Here is a 22,842-nt window from a genome sequence, read left to right as displayed (position 1 = left end):
CTGTAACTCCGCTAAAAGTGACTTAGCTGCATCGGTTGCTTTCCGTCTCGTCCGTTCCGACGGCAACGCTCTTTCCTCTGCCGGCAATGCCCCTCATTAATACCATTCGCGGGTTGGTTCTGCTGCCCGTCATTCTCCTATTGACAGGTTGTAATGCTGTGTTGTTGTCTCCTTCGGGCGACATCGCGGTACAGCAGCGGAACCTGATCTACATTTCCACCATCCTGATGCTGCTGATCATCGTTCCGGTGATCATCCTGACGCTGGTTTTCGCCTGGCGTTACCGCGCATCGAACAAGGACGCCCGCTACGAGCCCGACTGGGATCACTCGACGATGCTCGAGCTTGTGATCTGGTCAGCACCTCTGCTGATCATCATCGCGCTCGGCGCCATCACCTGGGTGAGCACGCACGCCCTGGACCCGTACCGGCCGCTGAGCCGCCTGGACGAGAACCGGGCGCTGCCGACCGATGTCCGCCCGCTGACGGTGGAAGTGGTCGCGCTGGACTGGAAGTGGCTGTTCTTCTACCCGGAGCAGGGCATCGCGACGGTCAATGAGATGGCAGCGCCGGTGGATCGCCCGATTCACTTCAAGATGACCGCCTCGACGGTGATGAACTCGTTCTTCATCCCGGCGCTGGCAGGCCAGATCTACGCCATGCCGGGCATGGAAACCCAGCTGCACGCCGTGATCAACAAGCCGGGCGAATTCGACGGCTTCTCGGCGAACTACAGCGGCCCGGGCTTCTCGTGGATGCGCTTCAAGTTCCATGGCGTGGATGAGGCCGGTTTCGACCAGTGGGTGCAGAAGGTCAAGGCGAGCGGCCAGGCGCTGACCCGCGAGGACTACCTGAAGCTGGAGCAGCCCAGCGAGCGCGAGCCGGTCCGCTATTACGCCAACGTTGCCGATGGCCTGTATGACGCCATCCTGAACCGCTGCGTCGAGCCCAACCGCATGTGCATGCGCGAAATGATGGCCATCGACGCCAATGGCGGCCAGGGCAAGCCCGGCGCCTTCAACGTGGCTTCGCTCGATGCCGCCACCCGCGCCCGCCTGGGCCTGGAGGACGCACCGGTGCGCACCTACGTTGGCGGCATGTGCACGGTGTCGGACCCGCAAGGGACCGGCGACGTCGCCCCGATCAGCTCGTCGGTTCCCGGGCTGAACCCGCTGTCCGTTCGCGAATCCGCCGGTGAATCGGCGGCCGTGGCGGTTCCCCAGCTCCCTCTCTCACAACGCGCCTTTGGCATCGTTGACCAGCATGCTTGACAGTTTCGACCTTACCAAGCTTTTCTTCGGCCGCCTCACATGGGAGGCGATCCCGCTGCATGAGCCGATCCTGATCGCGACCTTCGGCGCGGTCATTCTCGGCGGACTCGGCCTCGTCGCTGCGCTGACCTACTTCCGCAAGTGGGGCTTCCTGTGGCGCGAGTGGTTCACCAGCATCGATCACAAGAAGATCGGGATCATGTACATGATCCTCGGCCTGGTGATGCTGCTGCGCGGCTTTGCCGACGCGGTGATGATGCGCCTGCAGCAGGCCATCGCCTTTGGCGACAACCTGGGCTACCTGCCGCCGCACCACTACGACCAGATCTTCACGGCGCACGGCGTGATCATGATCTTCTTCGTCGCGATGCCACTGGTGACCGGCCTGATGAACTACGTGGTGCCGCTGCAGATCGGCGCGCGCGACGTGGCCTTCCCGTTCCTGAACAACTTCAGCTTCTGGATGACCGCGGCTGGCGCTGCGCTGATCATGGTGTCGCTGTTCGTCGGCGAGTTCGCCAAGACCGGCTGGCTGGCCTATCCGCCGCTGTCGGGCATCCTGCAGAGTCCGGACGTGGGGGTGGACTACTACATCTGGGCCTTGCAGATCGCGGGGGTCGGGACAACGCTGTCAGGCATCAACCTGCTGGTGACCATCGTCAAGATGCGTGCACCCGGCATGACGATGATGAAGATGCCGGTGTTCACCTGGACCTCGCTGTGCACCAACGTGCTGATCGTCGCCGCCTTCCCGGTGCTGACGGCAGTGCTGGCGCTGCTGTCGCTGGACCGCTACGTGGGCACGAACTTCTTCACGAACGACTTTGGCGGCAACGCCATGATGTACGTGAACCTGATCTGGATCTGGGGCCACCCCGAGGTGTACATCCTGATCCTGCCCTGCTTCGGCATCTTCTCCGAAGTGGTGTCGACCTACTCGCGCAAGCGCCTGTTCGGCTACGCGTCGATGGTCTACGCGACCGTCGTGATTACCGTGCTGTCGTACCTGGTATGGCTGCACCACTTCTTCACGATGGGTTCGGGCGCCAGCGTCAACTCGTTCTTCGGCATCACGACGATGATCATCTCGATCCCGACGGGCGCGAAGATCTTCAACTGGCTGTTCACGATGTACCGCGGCCGGATCAAGTTCGACGTGCCGATGCTGTGGACCGTTGGCTTCATGGTCACCTTCGTGATCGGTGGCATGACCGGCGTGCTGCTCGCCGTGCCGCCCGCGGACTTCGTGCTGCATAACAGCCTGTTCCTGATCGCTCACTTCCACAACGTGATCATCGGTGGCGTGCTGTTCGGCCTGTTCGCCGGTATCAACTACTGGTTCCCGAAGGCCTTCGGCTTCAAGCTGGACGAGTTCTGGGGCAAGATGTCGTTCTGGTTCTGGCTGGTCGGTTTCTACGTCGCCTTCATGCCGGTCTATGTGCTGGGCCTGATGGGCGTGACCCGCCGCGTGAGCCACTTCGAGGATCCGTCGCTGCAGATCTGGTTCCAGATCGCCGCAGTGGGCGTGTTCCTGATCGCCTTCGGCATCGCTGCCTTCCTGATCCAGCTGGTGGTCAGCTTCAAGCGCCGCGCGCAACTGCGCGACGTGACGGGCGACCCGTGGGATGGCCGCACGCTGGAATGGTCGACCTCGTCGCCGCCGCCGTCGTACAACTTCGCCTTCACCCCGGTCATTCACGACAATGACGCCTGGTGGCAGATGAAGCAGCGCGGTTTCGAGCGTCCCCAACAGGGCTTCCTGCCGATCCACATGCCGAAGAACACCGGCGCCGGCATCATCCTTGCTGGCCTGTCGACGGTGTGCGGCTTCGGTCTGATCTGGCATATGTGGCCGCTGGTCGTGGTGTCCTTCATCGCGATCCTGGCGGTGGCCATTGGGCACACCTTCAACTACAAGCGCGACTACTACATCCCGGCTGAGGAAGTGGTCAAAACCGAGTCGGAACGTACCCGTCTGCTTGCCAACCATGCTTGATATCACCGCAAACCAAGGCGCCGGCGCTGCCGGCGCGCAGGGAACGCAGCGTGACAACGCGCTGCAGTTCTACCTGCCGACCGAGCATCACCCGAAGAACGGCACCCTGCTGGGCTTCTGGGTGTACCTGATGAGCGATTGCCTGATCTTCGCTTGTCTGTTCGCCGTCTACGGCGTGGTGGGCCGCAGCTATGCCGCCGGCCCGTCGGGCGCCGACCTGTTCGACCTGCCGCTGGTGGCGCTGAACACGTCGATGCTGCTGCTGTCGTCGATCACGTATGGCTTCGCCATGCTGGAGATGCAGCGCAACCGCCTGAAGGGCACGCTGACCTGGCTGGCCGTCACCGGCCTGCTGGGCGCCGCCTTCGTCGGCCTGGAACTGTACGAATTCGCCCACCTGATCCATGAAGGTGCGGTGCCGCAGCGCAGCGCCTTCCTGTCCGCGTTCTTCACCCTGGTGGGTACGCACGGCCTGCACGTGACCTTCGGCATCATCTGGCTGATCACGCTGATGTTCCAGCTGAAGAAGCATGGCCTGATCGCCGCCAACAAGCGCCGCGTGATGTGCCTGTCGATGTTCTGGCACTTCCTGGACGTGGTCTGGATCGGCGTGTTCACCTTCGTCTATCTGATGGGAGTCCTGCCATGAGCAAAGCGCACGACTACGCATTCTCCAACCTGGAGTCGACCGAGGGCGGCAAGCACGTCGACCTCGATCACCACGCGCACGATCATCACGACGATGACGGCCACAGCCCCGTGACGCTGCGCGGCTACGTGACCGGCTTCGTGCTGGCGGTGATCCTCACGGTGATCCCGTTCTGGCTGGTGATGGGCAACGTCATCGCCGATTCGAGCACGACCGCGATGGTCCTGCTTGGCCTGGCTGCGGTGCAGATCGTCGTCCACATGATCTACTTCCTGCACATGGACACCAAGTCCGAGGGAGGCTGGAACCTGTTGGCGCTGATGTTCACCATCGTGATCGTCGTCATTACACTGGCCGGTTCGCTGTGGGTGATGTACCACATGAACGCGAACATGATGCCGACGATGACGCATGACATGAAGACCATGCCTTGAGCACGACCGGCTCGAATCCCAGCCCGGCTCGCCGGGCCCGTCCCCGCAGCACTGTCGTCCTGACGGTGCTCGCGGTGATCGCGGCCCTGGCGTTCGCCGGGTTTTTTGCTTTGGGGACCTGGCAGGTGGAACGCCGCGCGTGGAAGCTCGACCTGATCGAACGGGTCGAGGCCCGCATCCATGCGGCACCGGTACCGGCGCCTGGCCCCGCGCGTTGGCCGCTGGTGACAGCGGCAGCCGATGAGTACCGTCGTGTCGCCGTCACCGGCACCTTCCTGCATGACAAGGAAACGCTGGTGCAGGCGACCACGGACCTTGGCGGCGGCTTCTGGGTGCTGACGCCGCTGCGCCGCAACGACGGCACCGTGGTGTTGGTCAACCGCGGCTTCGTGCCGCCGGACTTCCGCGAGCGGTCGACGCGCGCGGACAACGAACCGGCTGGCGAGACCGCGGTGGTCGGGCTGCTGCGCATGCCGGAGCCGGGCGGGGCGTTCCTGCGCCAGAACGATCCGGCGGCAGGCCGCTGGTATTCGCGCGACGTGCAGGCGATCGCCGCCGCGCACGGGCTTGGCACGGTGGCCCCGTACTTCATCGATGCCGACGCCGCGCCCGGTACGGCCGGCGCCGGCGCGGTGGTGTCCGAGGATGGCGGCCGGCGTACCCCCGCAGCGGGCGCCTTGCCATCGGCTGTGCCGGCGAACGGCACGACGGGCAGCTGGCCGCAGGGCGGGCTGACGGTCGTGCGCTTCAACAACAATCACCTGGTCTACGCGCTGACCTGGTATGGGCTCGCGCTGATGGTCGCGGCCGCCGCCTGGTATGTCGGGCGGGAGGAATCTCGCCGCCGGCGCCGGCAATGAGGGACAATTGGCATCCACGCGTTTCCAGCCAGTGAAGATGCCTTCTCCCACCAGTGCGCCGGGTGCAGCGCCGCGCGATGCGCAGACGGTCACCATCGACACCGCCGCGCGCGCCCCGTCGGCGGGCCGCGGGCGCCTGCGCGACTTCGATACCACTGGCCGGCAGAACATGCAGCAGCTGATCGAGCTGCGCTGGATTGCCGTGCTCGGCCAGGTCGCCACCATCAGCGTGGTGCATTTCGGCCTCGGCGCGCCGTTGCCGGTGGTGCCGATGCTCGCGGTGCTGTTCGGCCTGGTCGCCTTCAACGCGCTCAGCCTGCTCCGGCTGCGCTTCGCCAGCGAGGTGTCGAACACGCAGCTGTTCGTCGCCCTCCTGGTCGACGTCGCCATGCTGACGGCGCAGCTCTACCTGAGCGGCGGCGCCGCCAATCCCTTCGTCTTCCTCTATTTGCTGCAGGTCACCCTCGGCGCGGTGCTGCTGGAGGTCTGGTCGACCTGGCTGATCGTGCTGATCGCCACGCTGTGCTTTGGCGGGCTGGCGGCGGTGGGCAGTCCGCTGGCGCTGCCCGCGGACCACGCCGAGGGGCTGGGCAGCCTGTATGTGCAGGGCATGCTGATCTGCTTCGTCATCAACGCGACGCTGCTGGTCACCTTCATCACCCGCATCATGCGCAACCTGCGCGCCCGCGACGAACGTCTTGCCGCCCTGCGCCAGCGTGCCGCCGAGGAGGACCATATCGTGCGGATGGGGCTGCTGGCCTCCGGCGCGGCGCACGAACTCGGCACGCCGCTGGCGACGCTGGCCGTGATCCTGTCGGACTGGAAGCGGATGGAGCCGTTTGCCAGCGATCCCGAACTGCTGCAGGAGCTGGGCGAGATGCAGACCCAGGTGCAACGCTGCAAATCGATCGTCAGCGGCATCCTGCTCTCGGCCGGCGAAGCGCGCGGCGAGGCGCCGACGCAGACTACCGTGCGCACCTTCCTCGACGATCTGGTGCAGGAGTGGCGCGCCACGCGGCCGGTGCGCGCGTTCGACTACAGCTTCCGCTTCGGTCAGGATCAGACGGTGGTGTCCGACTCCGCCATCAAGCAGATGATCTGCAACGTGCTCGACAACGCGCTGGAAGCGTCGCCGGACTGGGTTTCCTTCGAGGTGCGCCGCGACGCCGAGACGCTGGTGCTGACGGTGGCGGACGAAGGCCCGGGCTTTCACGGCAACATGCTGGAGCGCCTGGGCAAGCCGTACCAGTCGACGAAGGGCCGGCCGGGCAGCGGCCTGGGCCTGTTTCTCGTCGTCAATGTCCTGCGTACGCTGGGCGGCAGGGTGACGGCGCGCAATCGCCCGCAGGGGGGAGCGGAAGTGGTGCTGAGCCTGCCACTGGCCGCCATCACGCTGGAGGAGACGCAGTATGCAAGCGAACCACGATGATCCGCGCAAGCCGGGCGAAGAGGGTCCGGCGACGGCGCATCCGGCGCAGCCTGCCGCCACTTCGGCAACGACTCCGGAAACCACTTCGCTCACCACTCCGGCCACCACTTCGGTCACCGCTTCGGTCACCGCTTCGGTCACCGCTTCGGCAGCCGATGCCGCGGCCAACGCCGCCGCGCAATCGCGCGTGCTGCTGCTGGTCGAGGACGATGCGGCGTTCGCCCGCACGCTGCGGCGCTCCTTCGAGCGGCGCGGCTACACGGTGATCCACGCCACCAGCCTCGAAGGGGTCAACGAGCTGCTGCACGAGCATTCGCCCGGCTATGCCGTGGTCGACCTGAAGCTCAAGGGGGAGGCTTCCGGCCTGGCGTGCGTGCAGGCGCTGCACGCGCATGACGACCAGATGCTGATCGTGGTGCTGACCGGCTATGCCAGCATCGCCACGGCGGTGGAGGCGATCAAGCTGGGCGCCTGCCACTACCTGGCCAAGCCGTCCACGACCGACGATATCGAGGCCGCCTTCGACCGCGCGGCGGGGGATGTCGATGTCGAGGTGACCGGACGGCCGACCTCGATCAAGACGCTGGAGTGGGAACATATCCATGAAACGCTGGCGGCGACCGGGTTCAATATTTCCGAGACGGCGCGCCGGCTGGGCATGCATCGGCGCACGCTGGCGCGCAAGCTCGAGAAGCAGCGGATCAAATAGACGAAACGGGCACCGGCAAGGTCATTGCACTGCATACGGAGCCGTCTTCTCCGTATAGAATGCGAATCATTCGCAATGTGACCACTGCTGGCAGGGGCCGCTGGCGGCCAGGGCCGTCGAGCGGGGGCTCCGGGGCAACGGGCACACCCATGTCGCGATTGCGGCCGTCCCTCTTGCCCATGGAAATCCGCACCTTTCGCCTCTGGTATCTCGTCCACAAGTGGACGAGCCTGGTCTGCACGGTCTTTCTGCTGTTGCTCTGCCTGACCGGCTTGCCGCTGATCTTCGGGCATGAGATCGACCACTGGCTCGGCAACGGCGTCGAGGCGCCAGCGCTGCCGGCCGGCACGGCAATGGTGCCGGTGGACCATATCGTCGAGGATGCGCGGGCGCGCCGGCCGGGTACCGCGGTGCGTTTCGTCACCCGGGACGACGAGGAGCCGGTCTGGTTTGTGTCGCTGTCATCCCGCACCGCGCCGCGCGAGGGCGGGGCGCTACTGACCTACGACGCGCGCACCGGCGAACTGCTGCGCGACACGCCGCTGCGTTCCGGCTTCATGCTCGTGATGGTCAAGCTGCATACCGACCTGTTCGCGGGGCTGCCGGGAACGCTGTTCCTTGGCGCGATGGGGCTGCTGTTCGTCATCTCGATCGTCTCGGGCATCGTCGTCTACGGTCCTCTGATGCAGAAGCTGCCGTTCGGCACCGTGCGGCGCGACCGTTCTGCCCGGCTCAAATGGCTGGACCTGCATAACGTGCTCGGCATGGCGACGCTGTCATGGGTGCTGGTGGTCGGCGTGACCGGCGTCTTGCTGACGCTTGCCAAACCGACATACGGGGTCTGGCAATCGACCGAACTGCGCGCCATGCTGGCGCCCTTCGCACCGTTGGGTCCGGCCGAACACCTGTCGTCCCTGGACGCCGCGATCGCGCTGGCCGCCGCCCGGGAGCCTGCCATGACCACCGCCTTCATCGCCTTCCCGGGCACCCCGCTCGCGGGCGCGCGACATTACGCGGTCTTCATGCGAGGGGACGCCCATATCACGTCCCGCCTGATCAAGCCGGTACTGGTCGACGCCGAGACCGGACAGTTCGCGGCGGCGCGCGAGATGCCCTGGTACGTGGCGGCGCTGCGCATCTCGGGACCCCTGCATTTCGGCGACTATGGCGGGATGCCGTTGAAGCTGCTGTGGGCCGTGCTGGACGTGATTTGCATCGTCCTGCTCGCGAGCGGCATCTACCTCTGGGTCGGCCGGACCCGCACGGCAAACGCGAGGCTGCGGCTGCTGGAAGCGCAGGGCGAACCGGCGCATCGCCCGGCCCGCGAGCCGATGCCGGCGCGCGAGGAGGAACTGACCAGATGAAAAAGCCAGGCACGTTCCTGTGGATTTACGGCATGCCGATCGTGCTTGCCGGACTCGGCGTCGTCGGCCTGGCATCGGCGCTGTTCGCCGATGGCCTCTGGGACTGGATGTCCTGGGTCGCGCTGGGCACCATGACCGCCGTTGCGTTGTGGCATGCCGGCCGCCGTTCCCCCGCTGCGCGGCGATAGCGTCCCGCGCCATGTCGGGGATGGCATCGCCATCCGAGCCGGCGCGTAACGCGCAAAGGCGTTGTTTTCCTGTCGCTGGCGTCGCCAGGCGTATTGCACTTCACGTCACTTCTCCATAATAATCGAGAATCGTTCGCATTCGTATTCGCGTTTGCGATCTGGCCGGTGCTGATCCGGCGTCTCGACAAGAAAAAAGGGGAGTCATATGAAGCGGGTGTCAGCCTGCCGCCGGACCGATATCCGGCGGGCAGTATGGGCATTGTTTGCCCTCTCGGCTTCCGTTCAGGCGCAGCCTGGACAGCAGGCCGGCCCCGCAGCGACGCCGGGCGCCAGCCAGGCCCAGCTGCCGGAAGTGACGGTGCGCGCGGCGTCGGCGGAAACCGCCAGCGGCCCGGTTGGCGGTTATGTCGCGCGTCGCAGCGCGACCGCAACCAAGACCGATACCCCGCTGAACGAGACGCCGCAGTCCATCTCCGTGATCGGCCGCGAACAGATGGAGGATCGGGCCGTTACCACGGTGTCCGAGGCGTTCGCCTATTCCGCGGGCGTGGTGGGCGACAACGTGGTGGAGAGCCGCTACGACAAGCCGGTCATTCGCGGCTTTACGGCGCGCCAGTATCAGGACGGCCTCTACATCAACTACTACGCATCGGGCTACCTGATGCCGCGCATCGATCCGTATGGCCTGGAGCGGGTGGAGCTGCTGCGCGGTCCCAGCTCGGTGCTGTACGGTGCCAATGCGCCGGGCGGCCTCATCAATCTGGTCAGCAAGCGCCCGAGCGAGGAGACGCTGCGCGAGATCACGCTGCAATACGGCTCGCACGATCGCAAGCAGGCCGGCTTCGACCTGAGCGGTGCGGTCGATGAAAACAGGACGGTGCTGTATCGGCTGACCGGGCTGCTGCGCGACAGCGATACGCAGACCGACCATGCGAAGGACGACCGCATTTTCATTGCGCCGGCGCTGACCTTCCGTCCCTCGGCCGACACGACCTTCACGCTACTGACCCACTATCAGCGTGACCGGCAGGGTACCGCGATCAACTTCCTGCCGCGCGAAGGCACCATCATCCCGACCGTGGGTGGACGCAGGATCTCGACTTCCTTCTTCACTGGCGAGCCCAACTTCAACAAGTTCGATCGCGAGTCCTATGCGGTGGGATACGCCTTCGAGCATCGCTTCAACGACACCTTCCTGGTCCGCCAGAACCTGCGCTATTCGCATGCGGACCTGACCTATACCGGCGTCTATGCAGTGGGCTGGGATACGCCGGCGCAGCAGCAGTTGCGTCGCGGATCGCTCGAATCCACCGGCAAGCTGGACACCGTCGGGGTCGATACGCAGCTGCAGGCCGACTTCGCGACCGGCGCGGTGCGGCACAAGATGCTGTTCGGCGTCGACTACCAGTACGGCAAGTTCGACGACAGCCAGGGCTTCGGCACCGTCGGTAGCACGGGCAGGGGCCTGATCGATCCGTTCAATCCGGTCTACGGCTCCAGCATCAATCCGATCACCTCGCGCACCATCGCGGAACAGACGCAGCGGCAACTGGGCCTCTATTTCCAGGACCAGATGAAGCTGGCGGAGCGGCTGATCTTCGTCGCCGGTCTGCGCAAGGACTGGGCAAGCTCGGACACGACCACGACGCGCGTGGCTGGCGCAGCCTCCACGGCGACCAGCACGCCGATCGACCAGCACGATCTGACCTATCGCCTCGGTCTCATGTACCAGGGGCCGTTCGGCCTCGCGCCCTACTTGAGCTACTCGACCTCGTTCCAGCCGCAAGCGGGCACCAATGCCGTCGGCACGCCGTTCGAGCCCACCACCGGCAAGCAGGCCGAGCTCGGCATCAAGTTCCAGCCATCGGGGAGCAACAGCTTCGTGACTGCCGCCGTGTACGACCTGCGGCAACAGAACGTGCTGACCGCGGACCCGGCCAACCCGCGCTTCCAGGTGCAGACCGGCGAAGTGCGTTCACGCGGCTTCGAGCTGGAGGGCGCGATGGATCTCGGCAACGGCTGGAAGGCCCTCGGCTCCTATACGCTGATGAACCTGGAGGTGACGCGCAGCAACGGCGCGGACCTGCACAAGACGCCGACCAACCGGCCACAGCACACCGCGGCGCTGTGGCTGGATTACACCGTGCGGGCAGGATGGCTGCGCGGGCTCGGTCTGGGCGCGGGAGCCCGTTATGTGGGATCGTCGTGGGGAGATGCGGGCAATACCTTCAAGGTGCCCTCGGTATGGCTGGCGGATGCCGCCCTTCACTACACGCTCGACGCGCATTGGCGCCTGTCGCTGAATGCCACCAATCTGTTCGACAAGGAATATGTCGGCCAGTGCGGCAGCGCGACGACCTGCTACTACGGCTATCGGCGCAACGTGCTGGCGACGGCAACCTATCGCTGGTGAGATGGACCGCGCTGTCGCCGCGGCGGCGGCAACAATGCCGGACCACCACGCACACGGCCCGCGTGCCCTGGATCGGGCAGCGCGGGCCGTGGTGTTCTTGCTTGGTGTTGCAGGGCCGCGGTTACTGCTTGGTACCGGTGGCCGGGCTCGGTGAATCGCCCTTGGGGGCGTTCGGCGAATCCGGCGTCGGCGAAGCCGGCATGCCTTGCTCGCGCGGCTTCTTGCTGCGGTGCGTATTGCTGTCGCTCTTCTTGCTCTTGCTGCCGCTGGTGGCGCTGGTCGAGCCGGAACTGCTGCCGCCCATGCTGCTGCCAGTGGCGGACGGCGTGGTGCTGCGGCTTGCCGGTGGGTTACCCTCGGCCGGCGGAGCGCTCGGGTTCGGGGCGTTGTTGGCGGGCGGCGCCTGCTGGGCGACGGCGGGAAGGCTCAGGGCCGCGCACAGCGCGAGTGCGGTCGTGCTGAGGATTCGCTTCATCGTTGACTCCTTCCATTGACAAGGTATTGGCGGGCAGCAGCTGTACCGGGTGTGGCTGCGGAACGTGGCCCGTTGATGTAACGATAGGTGCGGCCACCCAATCGCCTCACGGGGGCGATGCCTGAAACGCATGTAGGAATCGGACGACGCCTCGGGCCGCTTGGGCACCAGTGCCCTGGACAACGCATGCGGCCCCTCTCCACCGCTGCTGCAATCCTTACGTGACGATGTAGAAATGTGCGGGCCTCTCGACTGCAGTTGGCGGGGGCAGCGGCGCCGGCATTCCGGTCGGTAGCCGAATCGATCGCGGCTACCTGCACGCCTCTCGGGACGATGCCGTGGCGCTGGCCGGCAAGAGTGACGCCGCGTGCGGCACGGAAGTTGCGCGGGCGCGGCAGTTCCGTCCTGGGACACTTCTGGCACGCTGCCGACCACCGGCGGCCTTACCGACAATCAAAAGGAGACTGCCATGAAACGCATTGCCACATTGGTCACTGCCATCCTGCTGACCACTCCCGCCTGGTCGCAGACATCCGGAACCGGAACCGCCGCGGGAAGCGATCGTGCACCGGGTACCGCCGCTTCGGATGTCGCGCCGGGCCCCACCAGGCATGCGCCGACCACCGGTACCGGCCCGGACAAGGCGCAGGCGGGGAGCCGCCAGCATGACGCAACCAAGGGCAGCGGCAGCCGAAGCAGCAGCGGGAAACAGTCGAACTCCAGCAGCAATCGCACCGGATCGGCGGCGCAGAGCTATGGATATCCCGCCTCGGATGCCAAGGGGAAATGACCGCCCCGGGGCTGGCTGAAGGGCGCCCGCCGGCCCTGCTGGCGGGCCTTTGCGTCGAGTCGAAGAACATGTTGCAGTGCACGACTGCTCCATTCTGCCCGGCGTCACGGTCTCCCTTCTTCCGATCTCTATCCCGCCACTTTCCCTTACCTAACTCCCTTTCCGTCCCGATTTCACGCCGCAGTAACGCCCGCGGGGGCATTTTCTTGTGTGCGCTGAATAACAAACCGCCTTCCAAATCATTTGCGCTTGCAACATCCGCTGCCTAGATTCCATCAGGGGTAGTTCCATGGTTGGCGGCGCTGCATCGGTCGCAGTGTCATCCACTATGGGACACCGTTATTGGATGTGCACGCGCGCTATGTACCAAGGCTCCCATCCGGGGGAAAGGAAGAGCCTCGGCAAGGTCCACCGGGTCAGGACTCGTCTTCGGCGCATGCTGCCGCCATTTGTTCGATCGCGCAAAGTAGGGCAAGCCGGCCGGCACGCATCGGCTCGGCCTCTCTTTGCGTTCCTGGCGCGGCGCAGTCCGAATCTTCAGCGCGGACTGCCCGTCGTGATGCATACCTGTACCTGACGCCGGTTCCGCCCGCGACGGCGGCGCGCCCTGCGTTTCACCCGGGACCCAATAATGAACGACGCACTGCTGACCAACCCTGCTGTTTCGCCACCCCCCGACGCCGACGCCTCCCAACGTGGACCGGCCCGTCGAGAGACGTCCTCTGCCGCACGCAAGGGCGCGGCGCGACAGGAGGGCTATATGGAGCGGCTGCGGCCGTATCTGAAACCGGACGCCAAGGTGCACGACGGCACCTATCCGGAAAGCGCGATTCCGTGGTTTACCGAAGGGATGCACGCCAACGCGCATTACTTCAGCCATCCGCGCTGGATGGATGACTGGCTCGCCTTCGTGCACCGTTACCCGGAGCTGCGCGATCGCTGGCTTGGGGTGCTGGGAACACTGGACGGCAAGGTGCTGGTGGACGTTGGCTGCGGTCCGGGCAACCTGCTGGCGACGCTGGGCGGCAAACCGCTCATCGCCATCGGCGTGGACATCGCGACCGGCAGTCTGGAGCGAGCGGCAAGCGTCGGCTATGTGCCGCTGCGCGCGGATGGACACGACATGCCGCTGCGCTCGGGCATCGCCGACGTGGTCGCGATCAACGGATCGCTGCACCACCTGGACGATATGCGCCGCGCGCTGATCGAGGCGGCGCGCCTCGTTCGTCCGGGCGGTTATCTGATCCTCGACCACGATCCGCAGCAGTCGGCCTGGGACTTCCGCGGCATTGCGCTGCTGGCCTGGCGCATGCGTCTGCCGATCTACCGCTGGCTCAAGCGCGGCGGCCATACCGCGGCGGACGACGAACAGATCTGGGCGCTGGCCACCGAGCTGCACCACCGCCCCGGTGACGGGCTCACGCGCGAGCTGGTGAATTCGACGCTGCGTCCGCTGGGCTTCGACATCCAGATCTATCCGCACAGCCACTATGTCGGCAGGGAGGTGATGACCGGCACGATGGGGCGGCCGCCTCTGAAAATCCGCCTTGCGCAGCGGCTCTCCGGTATCGATCCGAACTCGCCGGCCGCGGCGCTGAGCCTGTTCTGCGTCGCGCGCAAACCGCTATGACAATCGCGGCGGACGTCGCCGCAGGCTAGCCTGTCCCAACTGCAAAAGGCCGGTGCTCACCCGAGTCGCCGGCCTGTCTTCCCGCCTTCGTCAGCCCTCTTGCCGATTTCCTGCGGCAGAGAAAGGACGCCTCTCCACCGGGGAACGGGAGAGGCGTCAAACGCGGGCGAGCGGTCAGTCCTCCCGCGCAGAAACAGCCTACCGGGCCCGGTATGGTTGAACTGTCTCTTCGCGCACAAATCCCTCGACGGAATGGAAATTGCGTTGCATGGACGTCGCCAAGCGGCGGCATATCGCCTTGGCCGCTCTGCGCGCGCCGTTGCGAATTGCTCCGCCGCGTCTTGCATTTCTTACAACGGAGGCAACCATGAACGAAGACAGGACAAGCCGCCGGGTATGGGACTACCGGCAACCCTACAGTGGTGAAGATCGCAACGACGGGCCGGGTGAATTCCAGGAACGCGGGCCGACCACGCGCGGGCAAGGCTGGGGCCGGCGCGGTCATGCCGATTACGACGAGGCCTTCGGCCAGGGTCGCCGCGCCGAGGGCGGGTATGGCGCCGGTCGCTTCGGCGAGGGCCGCTATGGCAACACCTATGAGGAGCCGATGGGCGACAACCCGTACGGCACCTTCCCCTCCACGCGGGAGGTGATGCGCGGCGACCGCGGGACGCCGCGCGGCGGCTGGGACCGTCCGGACCCGCGGCAGCACCGCGGCGAGCGTTTCGGCGGCGGACCGTTCCCCGATCAATCGCGCACGCCCTGGCGTGACCGTTATGAGCCGGACGATCCGCAGGCGCGCGAGCGGATGGCCGATGCCTACGGCATCTCGGATGTCGGACAGCTCGATGCGCAGTCCTGGCAGCAGGAAGGCGAAGGCATGGGCGGCGCCATGCAGGACAACATGCAGCGCCGGGCCGCCAGTTCGCGCTGGACTGACGCTGGCGGGCGCTATCCGGAATCGGAGCGCCCGGGTGCGGGCGGCCGCGTGGCCGGCTGGGCTGGCGACGACTGGAACCGGTCCGGCTATGGACAGCCGCACGGCCGTGACGCGTCCTACGAGCAGTTCACCAGCTCGCCGATGCGCTCCCAATGGGGGCAGAGCAGCCCCGGTACCGGAAGCCGGCGCGTGGCACCCAAGGGGTATCGACGCAGCGACGAGCGGATCCAGGAGGACCTGTGCGAACGGCTCGCGCACGATCATCGCCTCGACGTCGAACATGTCGAGGTGAAGGTGCGCGAGGGAGTGGTGACGCTCAGCGGCACGGTGCGCGATCGCCAGCAGAAGTTCTACATCGAGGATCTGGCCGATGACACCTTCGGTGTCACCGAAGTGGAGAACCAGATCCGGGTGGACCGGGAAGGATCCCGCAGCGGCGGCAAGGTGCCGCAACTCGGGGTGAGCCATGAGACCCGGCCGGACGACTCGCATATCAGCGGCGTCAGCTCGGCGGGCGCGAATACCGGCAGTACTGCCAGCAGCTACGCGGGCGGCATGGAAGTCGGCGCCGGGGAGGTACCCCGCGGCACCGATCCCTATGGCGGCAGTACCAAGCCGACGGAGCGCTCGACCTGAACTTTGGCAGCGGAAACGACCGGCGCACCAGCGCGGCTGCTGCGCCGGGTCCAACCCTTCTTCTATTTGACGGAGCCCAAATGAAAGAGCAGTCGAACAATGTCGATCCAGACTCGGTTGTCGCGAAGGACACGCCGGACGAAACGGGAGACGAGGATCTGGAACGCGAGCGCGAGATCGTGCGCGAAGCGGGCGCGATCCCGAGCACGCTGGATCCGGCCGCCGAAATCGAGCCGATCGACTCGGACATGAACGTGGAAGGGCTGCCCGAGGCGGAGCAGGACTATCCGATGGACAACCGGACGGAGTCGATCCTGCCCGAGGAGCAGATCGGCGAGCGGATCGCCGATGCGGCCGAGGGCATACCGGCGGATATGCCTTCGGACCGCGCCGACCGCACCGACGAGCGCGAGGAGCGGCCACCGCGCAACGATCCGCTGGCGTAGGGCGATATCCCTGCCATTCCGGTTGTTGCGCTCATCCCGGCCACCCCCCTCCCCAGCGCCCCTCCCGCCAGCCGGGGAGATGGAGCAAGCCGGCGGCTAAGCCGGGGTTGCCGCAAAGGGCAACGATCCCTGCCGCACCGGCGCCGCGCTGCCTTCCTTTGCGTTGCGGTCGTCCCGGGCCGGCTTGTGCTGGCCGCCCGCAGGTGACTCGCCCTTCGGGGCGTCCAGGATCTGCCGGATGCGAGCGAGATACCGGTCGCCCACGGTCCGGTCCCTGGCCTTGCGGCTGGAGGAGGGTTTGCTGCCCGTGCCGGCCATCCGGCCGAGCGGGCGCACTCCAAGCTTCCTGCAGACGGCGACGAGGTCCGGTTTGCCGCCCTGCGGCCGGCGCGACAGTTCGGCGGCAGCGCGGCCCAGCCTGGGAACGCCGACGTGGTGGCACAGCCAGCGCAGTACCATCCGGTCGTAATTGCCGTGGAGATCGATCAGGTCCTCAAGTCGGTTTTCCATCGCTGACTCCCGTAACTGTATGGACGTACAGTACCTGTAAGGATATACAGTATTGGCGCGGATGCAAGGGAAAATCGGTGAGAATCCGGAGCAACAAGGTTGGCGTTGCGCACGGGCCACGAGATCATCAGGAGTGGCTTCCAGGCCGACCCCCGCCGCAAGACAAGACCCGAGAACCGATATGCACCTGGCCCCCGCCATTCCCGTATTGCGCGTCTTCGCCTGGCAGCAGGCGAGCGACTTCTATCTGGACTTTCTCGGCTTCACCCTCGACTGGGAACATCAATTCGAAGCCGATTTGCCGCGTTACGCGCAGATTCGGCGCTCGGAACTGGTGTTGCACCTGAGCGAGCACCATGGCGACAGCACGCCGGGCGGGGTGGTATTCGTGCCGGTGACGGGTATCGATGCGTTCCAGCAGGAGCTGGCGAGCAAGCGCTACCGGTATGCCCGGCCTGGCGTCGAGGAGGTGCCGTGGGGAAAGGTGATGGAAGTGGCGGACCCCTTCGGCAACCGGCTGCGCTTTTGCGAGCTGGAGCCGGAGCCGGCTTCCGAGCCAGCGCGCCGGTGACGGGCTTGGGCGCCGTGGCAGGGCGAAGGGCGACAGCCGGCGTGGGGCCAAGAAAAAAGGGCCGGTCGAAGTGACCGGCCCAACGTCCTTGCACCCATGAAGAAGACAAGGTCGATATGAAGGTTCGCGCACGCCGCGCCGGTTTCCCGGCACGGCGCGCGGCTTGCCCGTCACGTGGGCCAGCCGATGCTTCTATCAGAAGCGGTGACGCAGGCCGACAGTCACGCCGGTCTGGTTTTCGCCAGCCTGGGCCGTGCCCACGCCGCTCAGGCCCAGCTCCGAGCCGTCCTTGTTGCGAACGTACCCAGCGTTCAGGTACACGTCGGTACGCTTGGACAGCGAGTAGTCGGCCGACACCACGAACATCCACGGATCGGCGCCGCTGTTCTTGCTGTCGTGGTAGTAGGCCGCGCCGGTCAGGCTGAAGGCCGGGGTGAACTTGTAGCTGGCGCCGGTCCAGTACAGGTTGCTGCGGGTCGAGGCGGCGGTAGCGCTGCCCACGCCGTCGTCACGCATCCAGCGGTAGCCCGCGAACAGCTTGGCGTTGCCCAGGGCCAGCGAGGAGCCGAAGGCCCAACGCTTCGAAGCACGGTCTGCCAGTGCAACCGTGGCGCCCTGGTACTGGTCGTAGGCGGTGCCGATCGAGAAGGCGCCGGCCGAGTACGACAGGCCAGCACCGATGTTGCGGGCAACCTTGGCTTCGCCCGGGACTTCGCCGTTGTTGTCGCGGCCAAAGCTGTAGAAGGCCATGGCGGTCAGGCCGCCGAACTTGCCGCGGTACTTGATCATGTTGTCGGCCCGGCCGTTGAAGGCGGAGTCGACGCTGTTCAGCGAGTAGCGCGGGCCGACAGCCATCGGGTCATAGGCGCCGAACAGGTCGTACAGGGCGTTCTGCTGGCGGCCGAGCGTGACGGCGCCGAAGTTGCCTTGCAGACCGACATAGGCGTTGCGGCCGAACAGGCGGCTGCCTTGTGCCGAGCGGCCGGTGTCGATGTCGAAGCCGCTTTCCAGCACGAAGATACCCTTCAGGCCGTTGCCCAGGTCCTCGGTGCCCTTCAGGCCCCAGCGGGAGCCCGACAGGTTGCCCGAGTTCATGCGGAAGACGTTGTCGCCGCCGGCGTCGTTCGGCGCGTTGGTGGCGAATTCCAGACCGGCATCGACGATACCGTACAGCGTGACATTGGTTTGGGCGAACGCTGCGCCGGAGGAAGCACATGCCGCAGTGGCGGCCATGGCGAGAAGGGCTTTCTTCACGGTGTTATCTCTTTTGATTGGTAACGGGAGACATTCCATCTGTCACCGGCCATGCGGCGCAGGCTGGACCGTGAACGCCCGCCGGTGAAGACGGGGCCAATAATGGTTACCTTTTGTGACATCCTCGGGTAACTACTAATCCGCTTTCCGGTCCGTTGCATTGGTGCAACGCAAAAAGAAAGCGGCTTGCCCTGCCCCTGAAAGGGTGGCAAGGGCGAGAGCGGATCAGGGAAGGAAGGGCGGCGAGAGCAGCCGCAGGCCGAGCGAGACGAAGCGGGCATCGCGCTGATCGCCAAGGCGGCTGCCATAGGTTGCATCGAGTTGCACCCGCTGCGGCACCAGCCACAGGCGCAGCCCGAGCTGATACCAGGGATTGCCGCGGTTCTCACCATAGGTTTCCGCAATCAGCGCCAGGCGGTGGGTCACCACGTTCTCCGCGGCCACGCCCCATGTCATGCGCGTGGTGCCTTCGGTGCGGCTGCGGGTCACGCCGAGGTTCGCGTGCAGCAGCGTGTGGTCATCCCGCAGGGAAACCGTTACGGGGAGGTAGGCGAATACCGAGCCGGGGGTGGTGCGGCGCTCGGCCTTCGGCTCTTCGGTCACGCCGACGGTCAGCGCGACGCCGTAATCGTTGGGCTCGACAGGATGGAGCACGGTCTTGGCCTGCAGCACCGCATCGGTCAGGGCGAGGTCGTCGCCGACACGCTGGACCGAACCGCCCGCCGTGATCTCCAGGTTGCCGGTGAAGTTGCAGCCGGGCAGCGCCCAGCGTTCGGTGCCTCCGCGGTTGAAGCGCAGCCATGTCTCCAGCTGGCACGCCTTCGGATCGACGATGCGGGCGTCGTCGGTGACCAGCGGTCGTGCGGCGAAGGCCGATGCCGGCAGCACGGCTGCAAGGAGGGCAAGGACGGCAAGGACGGCAAGGGCAGAGCGGCCGGCACGATGCGCTGCACGCCGGCCAGCACGGCGGTTGGCAAGTGGGCGTGGCGGACGGGAAACGCTGGAGGGCAGGCGCATGGGATCGGCAATCGACCGTTGCTTGCTGGCGTGCCGATGATAGCGCCGGGCCGTCTCCGCCTTGTGACCGGATGCAACTTGCGCCGTCGGCGTCGGATTCCTGCAACGCGCTGCCGTCAAGCCGCGCTACACGCCGAACGGATAGGTGTCCGGAACGCCCGCGCGCATGCCGGTGGGCAAGGCGTCCACGGCGCGGGTCGTATCGAACCACAGCAGTGCGTCGAACTGTTCCGGCAGACAGGCAACCGCGTAGTGGCTGGCGAACTCGGTGTCGGGCCGGTAGATCACGCCGATGAAGCGCTCCTGCCGCGGCACCGTCAGCAGGGTCCGCATGTCCTCGTGCTGTCCTTCGCGCAGGTCCAGCAGGAAGCGGTCGATGCCGGTGCGGTGGAACAGCGCCTCGTAACTGTCGGAGCGAGCCGGCACCACGGTCTTGATTTCCATCGGGCCGTCCCAGTCCGACGCCGCGGCCACCGTGCCGCCGCTGGTGGACAGGCCGATCAGCGCCGCCTGCGCGCCGAAGCGCTCCCGGCACAGTTGCCCGATATTGACCTCGCCGTGGTCCCGCCCCATCGCGGTGGCCTGGGCATTGCCGATATGCGAGTTGTGCGCCCACACCACCGCGCGCGCATTCGGCCTGCCGATCTCGATCAGGCGCGCCAGCGTGTCGAACATGTGCGTATCGCGCAGGTTCCAGCTGTCCGGGCCGCCCCGGTACATCAGGCGGTAGTACTGCTCCGCGGACGCGACCAGATGCGCGTTCTGCGCGGCATCGAAGAAGGGTTCGTGCCCGGTCCCCGCGTAGTCCAGCCGCTTTTGCAGCAGCGCCTGCAACTGCGCGGTGACGGCGTCCTCGCAGTCGCGGGCACGGCCGCTCAGCACGGCCAGTCCATAGGCGGAGGGGTTGCCGCGCCAGGGGAGCAGGCAACCGTAGCGCTCGCGCGCCTGATGGGCGGCATCGGGGTCCACGTCGTTCAGGTAGCCCAGCACCGTCGAGATGGAACTGCCCAGGCTGTAGATGTCCAGTCCGTGAAAGCTGGCGCGTTGCTCCGGCGAACGGTCCGCGTTGTATTGGCGCATCCACTCGATGAAGCGTTCCACGCAGGTGTTGCGCCACATCCAGGTAGGGAAACGGCGGAAGGGTGGCTCCTGGTGCTCGGGCGCCGGAAGCTGGCGCACGTACCGATCGAGCACCGCCGCGTCCGGCCAGTCAGCCTCGACGGCAACGATATTGAAACCATGGTGCTCGATCAGATGACGGGTTAGCGCGGCGCGAGCTTCGTAGAACTCCAGGGTGCCGTGGCTCGCTTCGCCCAGCAACACGACCCGGCAGTTCGCGAAGCGATCGACCGCTGTGCCGAAGGCAGACGATTCCATCGCCGGCAACCGTTCGGCGGCGCTCGCGATCCGCTCGATCAGATCGCTCTCGGGGACTGCCTGGCCACTCGTCGGCTCATGCAGGGAGGGATTCATCGTCAGTTCTCCATCGGAAACGGGAACTGACGCATCGTCCGTGCCAGATGAGCCGCGCTCTGCGAATCGCCGCGGGGAGGCCGCGTCATGGAGCGGGTCTGTCCAACGGCAATGTCCCGGTTCGGGAGCACTGTAAAAGCTGCGCTCATTGCACCGGCAATCCGCCATCCACGGCGACGGCATCCGTTGAAACCTGCGCAACACCGCGGGCGCCGTTCTTGCGTGCAATACGCGCTTGTGCCGGGCAGCCCCCATTGCTGCATTCCAGCAAAACCTGCCCACTCCAACATGCCACTCACCAGTCCTACCGGAGCAAAACTATGAGCCCAACTTCGACTCCACAGCAGATGACAGAGCAGGCGCAGCAAGCCACGTCTCGTGCACTGGTTCCCGCTGGCGGCGGGCAAGCCTTCGCAGCCGACCCGCAGCAAGCGGTGATGGCGGGACAGAACCTGGTGCAGAACTATATGGAGCTCACGCGGATGACCTGGAACTTCTACGGCACCTTCATGGAAGAGAACGGCTTCCACTGGGCGGCGTGGTGGTTCAAGTGGCCCGACGAACGGCTGGCGCAGCAGATCAGCTCGCCGCTGCCGCCGCTGTCGATGGCCATGCGCTACAGCGAAAGCATGATGGAGCTGAGCGCCGATCTGCAAGGTCGCTGGCTGGATGCCTGGCGCAGCCTCTTCACCATGACGCCGGGCGCTTTCCTGCCGCACTCGCAGGGGGAGGGTACGACGGCGCAATAGCTGTTGACGGGGCACGTCGAGGGCGTTTCGGCAAGCCCTGCGGGTTCGCTTTCCCTCTCCCCCGGCCCCTCTCCCGCCGGGGCGGGAGAGGGGAGCACACCGTCAGCGCGCTGAGAAGGATAGAGGGGCAGCATGCCGAGGCAGGGTGCATGGCCTGCCGCTTTGCGCCCCTCTCCCACTTGTGGGAGAGGGGCCGGGGGAGAGGGCAACGGGAGCTTGGCGGGCGGCGGGCATCTGGCACAGCCCGCCGGGTTTCAAGGCCGGTCATTCATTCCCTTATCATGATGACCATCCGCCCAGGAGCCCTCCATGTACCGTCCCAACGCCTTCGATGAACCCCGGCTTGCGCTGCAGCACCAGTTGATTCGCGAGTTCCCGCTCGGCTGGTTGACGGTGCACGGCCCGCAAGGGCTGGTGGCAGATCCCGTGCCCTTCCTGCTCGACGACGCGCCCGGCGAACGCGGCCTCGGTACGCTGCGCGGGCATCTGGCACGGGCCAATCCGATGGCCGCGGCCCTGCGCGAGGCGACCGCTTGCCTGATCGTCTTCCAGGGACCCCAGGCCTATGTCACGCCGTCCTGGTATCCGAGCAAGCTGGAGCATGGCAAGGCGGTGCCGACCTGGAACTATGCCGCCGTGCAGGTGCACGGCACGCCGGCAGTCGTCGACGACGCCGGCTGGCTGCGCGCGCAGGTGGACGGGCTGACGCGGCAGATGGAGACGGACCGCGAGCATCCCTGGTCGGTCGACGATGCGCCGCCGGCATTTGTCGAGGCGATGCTGCGCGCGGTGGTCGGCGTCGAGATTCCGATCCAGCGCATCGAAGGCAAGTGGAAGGTCAGCCAGAACCGGCCGGCCTCGGACCGTGAGGGCGTTGTCAGCGGCCTGCTGCGCGAAGCCGAGCGGCCGGCGCACGCCATGGCGCGGGCGATGGCCGCGCTGGTTGCCGCGCATCCGGATATCGAGCGCGGATAGCCAGGCGCCGTCACAGTGGCAGGACGCGGGAGCCACGGCTGCCCCCGCGCCGACGTCGGCGCT

General features: G+C 66.2%; 22 protein-coding genes. 17 read left to right on the top strand and 5 right to left on the bottom strand.

Annotated features, from left to right (window positions below; all coding sequences use genetic code 11):
- Nucleotides 1-86 precede the first annotated feature (86 nt).
- The 10 genes from cyoA to K6V06_RS03860 all read left to right on the top strand — a co-directional run bounded on the left by cyoA (nucleotide 87) and on the right by K6V06_RS03860 (nucleotide 11,313).
- Nucleotides 87-1,271 carry a ubiquinol oxidase subunit II gene (gene cyoA / locus K6V06_RS03905; RefSeq protein ID WP_222240251.1) on the top strand — a complete coding sequence of 395 codons (1,185 nt, stop codon included), beginning with the start codon at nucleotides 87-89 and terminating at the stop codon, nucleotides 1,269-1,271.
- Nucleotides 1,264-3,267 (top strand): cytochrome o ubiquinol oxidase subunit I, encoded by a 2,004-nt coding sequence (gene cyoB, locus K6V06_RS03900; protein ID WP_222240250.1) that lies wholly within the window; start codon nucleotides 1,264-1,266, stop codon nucleotides 3,265-3,267. Before cyoA ends, cyoB begins: the two co-directional genes overlap by 8 nt.
- Entirely contained in the window at nucleotides 3,260-3,916 is a 657-nt protein-coding gene (cyoC, locus tag K6V06_RS03895; RefSeq protein WP_222240249.1) for a cytochrome o ubiquinol oxidase subunit III, read from the top strand. The genes cyoB and cyoC overlap by 8 nt, the downstream gene beginning before the upstream one ends.
- The gene (gene cyoD, locus K6V06_RS03890) at nucleotides 3,913-4,350 is read left to right on the top strand and encodes a cytochrome o ubiquinol oxidase subunit IV (RefSeq protein ID WP_222240248.1); all 438 of its coding nucleotides are present in this window, start codon (nucleotides 3,913-3,915) and stop codon (nucleotides 4,348-4,350) included. Before cyoC ends, cyoD begins: the two co-directional genes overlap by 4 nt.
- Complete coding sequence (locus tag K6V06_RS03885; RefSeq protein WP_370637376.1) at nucleotides 4,347-5,210, top strand: SURF1 family protein; 864 nt, start codon at nucleotides 4,347-4,349, stop codon at nucleotides 5,208-5,210. Before cyoD ends, K6V06_RS03885 begins: the two co-directional genes overlap by 4 nt.
- 37 nt (nucleotides 5,211-5,247) lie before the next feature.
- Nucleotides 5,248-6,639 carry an ATP-binding protein gene (locus tag K6V06_RS03880; protein WP_222240247.1) on the top strand — a complete coding sequence of 464 codons (1,392 nt, stop codon included), beginning with the start codon at nucleotides 5,248-5,250 and terminating at the stop codon, nucleotides 6,637-6,639.
- 187 nt (nucleotides 6,640-6,826) lie between these two features.
- Complete coding sequence (locus K6V06_RS03875) at nucleotides 6,827-7,348, top strand: response regulator transcription factor (RefSeq protein ID WP_222240327.1); 522 nt, start codon at nucleotides 6,827-6,829, stop codon at nucleotides 7,346-7,348.
- Between the two features lie 179 nt (nucleotides 7,349-7,527).
- On the top strand, nucleotides 7,528-8,712 hold the full coding sequence (locus tag K6V06_RS03870; RefSeq protein ID WP_222240246.1) for a PepSY domain-containing protein: 1,185 nt from the start codon (nucleotides 7,528-7,530) through the stop codon (nucleotides 8,710-8,712).
- Nucleotides 8,709-8,900, top strand: coding sequence for a hypothetical protein (locus K6V06_RS03865; protein WP_222240245.1), 192 nt, complete (start codon nucleotides 8,709-8,711; stop codon nucleotides 8,898-8,900). The genes K6V06_RS03870 and K6V06_RS03865 overlap by 4 nt, the downstream gene beginning before the upstream one ends.
- A 259-nt stretch (nucleotides 8,901-9,159) precedes the next feature.
- Complete coding sequence (locus K6V06_RS03860; RefSeq protein WP_222240244.1) at nucleotides 9,160-11,313, top strand: TonB-dependent siderophore receptor; 2,154 nt, start codon at nucleotides 9,160-9,162, stop codon at nucleotides 11,311-11,313.
- A 121-nt stretch (nucleotides 11,314-11,434) separates the two neighbouring features.
- Here K6V06_RS03860 and K6V06_RS03855 read toward each other — a convergent pair whose 3' ends face one another.
- Complete coding sequence (locus tag K6V06_RS03855; RefSeq protein ID WP_222240243.1) at nucleotides 11,435-11,788, bottom strand: hypothetical protein; 354 nt, start codon at nucleotides 11,786-11,788, stop codon at nucleotides 11,435-11,437.
- Nucleotides 11,789-12,257: 469 nt separating this feature from the next.
- On the opposite strand from K6V06_RS03855, the gene K6V06_RS03850 reads away from it, so the two are divergent.
- The 4 genes from K6V06_RS03850 (at nucleotide 12,258) to K6V06_RS03835 (ending at nucleotide 16,230) form a co-directional block, all read left to right on the top strand.
- Nucleotides 12,258-12,578 carry a hypothetical protein gene (locus K6V06_RS03850; protein ID WP_222240242.1) on the top strand — a complete coding sequence of 107 codons (321 nt, stop codon included), beginning with the start codon at nucleotides 12,258-12,260 and terminating at the stop codon, nucleotides 12,576-12,578.
- A 631-nt stretch (nucleotides 12,579-13,209) separates the two neighbouring features.
- Nucleotides 13,210-14,208, top strand: a complete 999-nt coding sequence (locus K6V06_RS03845; protein WP_255581569.1) for a class I SAM-dependent methyltransferase — start codon at nucleotides 13,210-13,212, stop codon at nucleotides 14,206-14,208.
- 367 nt (nucleotides 14,209-14,575) lie between these two features.
- Entirely contained in the window at nucleotides 14,576-15,784 is a 1,209-nt protein-coding gene (locus tag K6V06_RS03840; protein ID WP_255581568.1) for a BON domain-containing protein, read from the top strand.
- Between the two features lie 80 nt (nucleotides 15,785-15,864).
- Entirely contained in the window at nucleotides 15,865-16,230 is a 366-nt protein-coding gene (locus K6V06_RS03835; RefSeq protein ID WP_222240241.1) for a hypothetical protein, read from the top strand.
- Nucleotides 16,231-16,326: 96 nt separating this feature from the next.
- On the opposite strand, the gene K6V06_RS03830 is transcribed toward K6V06_RS03835, so the two are convergent.
- On the bottom strand, nucleotides 16,327-16,740 hold the full coding sequence (locus tag K6V06_RS03830; protein ID WP_222240240.1) for a hypothetical protein: 414 nt from the start codon (nucleotides 16,738-16,740) through the stop codon (nucleotides 16,327-16,329).
- Between the two features lie 181 nt (nucleotides 16,741-16,921).
- Here K6V06_RS03830 and K6V06_RS03825 point away from each other — a divergent pair, with 181 nt between their 5' ends.
- Entirely contained in the window at nucleotides 16,922-17,311 is a 390-nt protein-coding gene (locus K6V06_RS03825) for a glyoxalase superfamily protein (RefSeq protein ID WP_222240239.1), read from the top strand.
- 195 nt (nucleotides 17,312-17,506) lie between these two features.
- Here the strand turns inward: K6V06_RS03825 and K6V06_RS03820 are convergent, their stop codons facing one another.
- The 3 genes from K6V06_RS03820 to K6V06_RS03810 all read right to left on the bottom strand — a co-directional run bounded on the left by K6V06_RS03820 (nucleotide 17,507) and on the right by K6V06_RS03810 (nucleotide 21,055).
- A complete protein-coding gene (locus K6V06_RS03820; RefSeq protein ID WP_222240238.1) occupies nucleotides 17,507-18,565 on the bottom strand; it encodes a porin in 1,059 nt (352 codons plus the stop codon).
- A 225-nt stretch (nucleotides 18,566-18,790) separates the two neighbouring features.
- Nucleotides 18,791-19,453, bottom strand: a complete 663-nt coding sequence (locus K6V06_RS03815; RefSeq protein ID WP_222240237.1) for a hypothetical protein — start codon at nucleotides 19,451-19,453, stop codon at nucleotides 18,791-18,793.
- 255 nt (nucleotides 19,454-19,708) lie between these two features.
- On the bottom strand, nucleotides 19,709-21,055 hold the full coding sequence (locus tag K6V06_RS03810; RefSeq protein ID WP_222240236.1) for an erythromycin esterase family protein: 1,347 nt from the start codon (nucleotides 21,053-21,055) through the stop codon (nucleotides 19,709-19,711).
- 320 nt (nucleotides 21,056-21,375) lie between these two features.
- Between K6V06_RS03810 and K6V06_RS03805 the strand changes: the two genes are divergently transcribed.
- Together K6V06_RS03805 and K6V06_RS03800 are read left to right on the top strand one after the other, a co-directional pair.
- Nucleotides 21,376-21,804 carry a hypothetical protein gene (locus K6V06_RS03805; protein WP_222240235.1) on the top strand — a complete coding sequence of 143 codons (429 nt, stop codon included), beginning with the start codon at nucleotides 21,376-21,378 and terminating at the stop codon, nucleotides 21,802-21,804.
- Nucleotides 21,805-22,113: 309 nt separating this feature from the next.
- Nucleotides 22,114-22,779 carry an FMN-binding negative transcriptional regulator gene (locus tag K6V06_RS03800; RefSeq protein WP_222240234.1) on the top strand — a complete coding sequence of 222 codons (666 nt, stop codon included), beginning with the start codon at nucleotides 22,114-22,116 and terminating at the stop codon, nucleotides 22,777-22,779.
- Nucleotides 22,780-22,842: the final 63 nt, after the last annotated feature.

The organism is Cupriavidus sp. AU9028, assembly GCF_019795295.1.
Taxonomy (GTDB): domain Bacteria; phylum Pseudomonadota; class Gammaproteobacteria; order Burkholderiales; family Burkholderiaceae; genus Cupriavidus.
This window is presented reverse-complemented; position numbering and strand designations above follow the sequence as displayed.

Coding starts and splice junctions, on each gene's coding strand:
- K6V06_RS03850 (WP_222240242.1), top strand. CDS start 12,258: ATGAAACGCATTGCCACATTGGTCACTGCCATCCTGCTGACCACTCCC.
- K6V06_RS03835 (WP_222240241.1), top strand. CDS start 15,865: ATGAAAGAGCAGTCGAACAATGTCGATCCAGACTCGGTTGTCGCGAAG.
- K6V06_RS03840 (WP_255581568.1), top strand. CDS start 14,576: ATGAACGAAGACAGGACAAGCCGCCGGGTATGGGACTACCGGCAACCC.
- K6V06_RS03870 (WP_222240246.1), top strand. CDS start 7,528: ATGGAAATCCGCACCTTTCGCCTCTGGTATCTCGTCCACAAGTGGACG.
- K6V06_RS03805 (WP_222240235.1), top strand. CDS start 21,376: ATGAGCCCAACTTCGACTCCACAGCAGATGACAGAGCAGGCGCAGCAA.
- K6V06_RS03825 (WP_222240239.1), top strand. CDS start 16,922: ATGCACCTGGCCCCCGCCATTCCCGTATTGCGCGTCTTCGCCTGGCAG.
- K6V06_RS03855 (WP_222240243.1), bottom strand. CDS start 11,788: ATGAAGCGAATCCTCAGCACGACCGCACTCGCGCTGTGCGCGGCCCTG.
- cyoB (WP_222240250.1), top strand. CDS start 1,264: ATGCTTGACAGTTTCGACCTTACCAAGCTTTTCTTCGGCCGCCTCACA.
- K6V06_RS03880 (WP_222240247.1), top strand. CDS start 5,248: ATGCCTTCTCCCACCAGTGCGCCGGGTGCAGCGCCGCGCGATGCGCAG.
- K6V06_RS03845 (WP_255581569.1), top strand. CDS start 13,210: ATGAACGACGCACTGCTGACCAACCCTGCTGTTTCGCCACCCCCCGAC.
- cyoA (WP_222240251.1), top strand. CDS start 87: ATGCCCCTCATTAATACCATTCGCGGGTTGGTTCTGCTGCCCGTCATT.
- K6V06_RS03865 (WP_222240245.1), top strand. CDS start 8,709: ATGAAAAAGCCAGGCACGTTCCTGTGGATTTACGGCATGCCGATCGTG.
- K6V06_RS03800 (WP_222240234.1), top strand. CDS start 22,114: ATGTACCGTCCCAACGCCTTCGATGAACCCCGGCTTGCGCTGCAGCAC.
- cyoC (WP_222240249.1), top strand. CDS start 3,260: ATGCTTGATATCACCGCAAACCAAGGCGCCGGCGCTGCCGGCGCGCAG.
- K6V06_RS03830 (WP_222240240.1), bottom strand. CDS start 16,740: ATGGAAAACCGACTTGAGGACCTGATCGATCTCCACGGCAATTACGAC.
- cyoD (WP_222240248.1), top strand. CDS start 3,913: ATGAGCAAAGCGCACGACTACGCATTCTCCAACCTGGAGTCGACCGAG.
- K6V06_RS03810 (WP_222240236.1), bottom strand. CDS start 21,055: ATGAATCCCTCCCTGCATGAGCCGACGAGTGGCCAGGCAGTCCCCGAG.